Raw genomic sequence first — 1989 nt, 5'->3', positions numbered from 1 at the left:
CGACTTCCGGCGCATGCAGCGCGTACAGCCTGGTCTTGTCCTTCGGCTTTTGCGACAGAACCCGCTTCGTCCTGGCGATCAGCTCCAGCAGCGCAGTACGGCTTGAGTCTGCCACCTGGGTGACCTGCCGTTCAACGTCGCGCATGACGCCGCCAACGCGCGAACGCAGCGTGCGCAATGCCTTCCTCATGCGCTTGTACTGCTTCGCGTGAGCATAGCGGCCAATCTGAAGCCCCAGGCGCGGCGCCTCGCGGTTGTAGTTCTGCCGCAGCTTCAGGCCATGACGTGCGGCCGCCTTCACCAGATGTTCGCCGCACCGCTCGATCAATCGGGAATCGGTTGGATGGGCAATGGCCTTCTCCATGACTGTCGTCTCGACGATCACGCGCTTCACGCTCGAGGCCTTGAGAACACCGGCACGTTTCGCTGCTTCGATCGTCTCGGCCAGCAGCTCTTCAACGCCGGCTTCGCCCAGGCGCTTCCTCCAGCGCGTCAGGCTCGACGGGTCGATTGGCGGCTCCGTCTGCAGATACGTCTCGCCCGTAAAGACCTGCCAGTTGGGGTTCTCAACCCATTGCCAGACGACCTCTTCGTCGGACAGGTCAAACGCNNGCCCAGCCGTTCCCAGTTGATCACGTCAGTCAGGCGTACCAATGGATGCTTCAGGTTGATCTGTTCGCGCAGCGGATGCCGCAAGAAATCTTGTTCCGGTACAGGTGTCTTCGGACCCATCTGCACCTCGTCAAAAAATGCAGGATTCACGCGTTAATGTGCCAGGTTCCTGCAAATCTCACAACACCATTTCGCCTTCAAAGCCTCACCCTGCAAGGCTTCGAAGATTGTTCAGGTCGAACTACGTACGGGTCTCGACGCAAGACCAAGATGCCAGCAAACAGCTAGCGCAATTGCGTGCGGTTGGATGCAACCGTGTTTTTTCTGAGAAAGTTTTTGGCACGAGGCGGGCTCATCCACAACTCGACCAGGTGATCGAACGCTTGCGAGCCGGTGACGCGATCGTCGTGACACGTCTTGACCGGCTGGCTCGCAGTTTTCGTGATCTGCTTGGGATCGTTGCACGCATTCATGATGCTGGCGCAGGCCTGCGCAGCCTCGTCGAGCCGTGGGCGGATACCACGACGTCTGCAGGCGGCATAGTGCTAACCGTTTTTAATGGTATCGCCGAGTTTGAGCGCAAGCTGATTGTTGAGCGCGCTAGCACGGGGCGTGCGGCGGCAATGGCCCGCGGCACGAAATTCGGCCGCAAAGCGGTGCTTGGTTCCGCACAGGTAGAACATATATATCGCCTCGTCGACGAAGGCAATACGAGTATGCGGGGAATTGCAAATTTGTTCGGCATTCACCGATCAACCCTCTTTCGCCTCCTGTCGCGGCACGCCGCAAATGCAAGTTGAACACACTGTCGTTATGGCACCATCCGTCCGTGCCCATAATGCAATATGCCAATGCGATCGCCATTTGTGCCTTGACCCACAGCCGTTGATGGTGTTTGATGAGTTGCTCAGACCGCGTCAAGCATGGCGCCGTCAGTGACCCTGCCCTCGTTTACGCATCCCTTAATCGAGGGCATCAGGCAACTCGCTGTTCAGCGAGCCAGTTCTTTTCAAACGTCATGGGGCTGACGTACCCGAGCGTCGAGTGTAGTCGATGGGCATTGTAGAAGCACAGCCAATCAAGCACCTCGTGCATTGCCCCAGGCGGGATGAGTTCAGGCTGCCGCGGAGCGGTGTTAAAGCGGCTTTGTCGCGGTAAGGATCGAGGGGCGAGCGAGATTGTTATACAAAGTACTGCTTATATTGCGAGGTCGTAGAATTGATCAGCGGCGGACGGATGGGTGCCCATCGCGACAAGGCCGCAGCCCGCCGGTATTTCGAGAAATCGATCGATCAGAACGGGGAACCCGACACCGTGACAATCGACAGGAGCGGCGCCAGTCTCGCCGCGCTCGAAGGGCAGCAGGAAATCGATGGT

1 protein-coding gene and 3 pseudogenes are annotated in these 1989 nt (G+C 58.4%); 2 read left to right on the top strand and 2 right to left on the bottom strand.

The window, feature by feature from the left end; genetic code table 11:
- A pseudogene (locus BN2475_RS30990) lies at nucleotides 1-732 on the bottom strand (transposase); the annotation flags it as partial.
- A 107-nt stretch (nucleotides 733-839) separates the two neighbouring features.
- Here BN2475_RS30990 and BN2475_RS30985 point away from each other — a divergent pair.
- Nucleotides 840-1412 carry a recombinase family protein gene (locus BN2475_RS30985; RefSeq protein WP_245841702.1) on the top strand — a complete coding sequence of 191 codons (573 nt, stop codon included), beginning with the start codon at nucleotides 840-842 and terminating at the stop codon, nucleotides 1410-1412.
- A gap of 175 nt (nucleotides 1413-1587) precedes the next feature.
- Here the strand turns inward: BN2475_RS30985 and BN2475_RS30980 are convergent.
- A pseudogene (locus BN2475_RS30980) lies at nucleotides 1588-1710 on the bottom strand (IS3 family transposase); the annotation flags it as partial.
- Nucleotides 1711-1854: 144 nt separating this feature from the next.
- Between BN2475_RS30980 and BN2475_RS34915 the strand changes: the two are divergent.
- Nucleotides 1855-1989, top strand: a pseudogene (locus tag BN2475_RS34915) (IS6 family transposase); the annotation flags it as partial.

It is taken from the genome of Paraburkholderia ribeironis, assembly GCF_900019265.1.
GTDB classification, from domain to species: domain Bacteria; phylum Pseudomonadota; class Gammaproteobacteria; order Burkholderiales; family Burkholderiaceae; genus Paraburkholderia; species Paraburkholderia ribeironis.
This window is presented reverse-complemented; position numbering and strand designations above follow the sequence as displayed.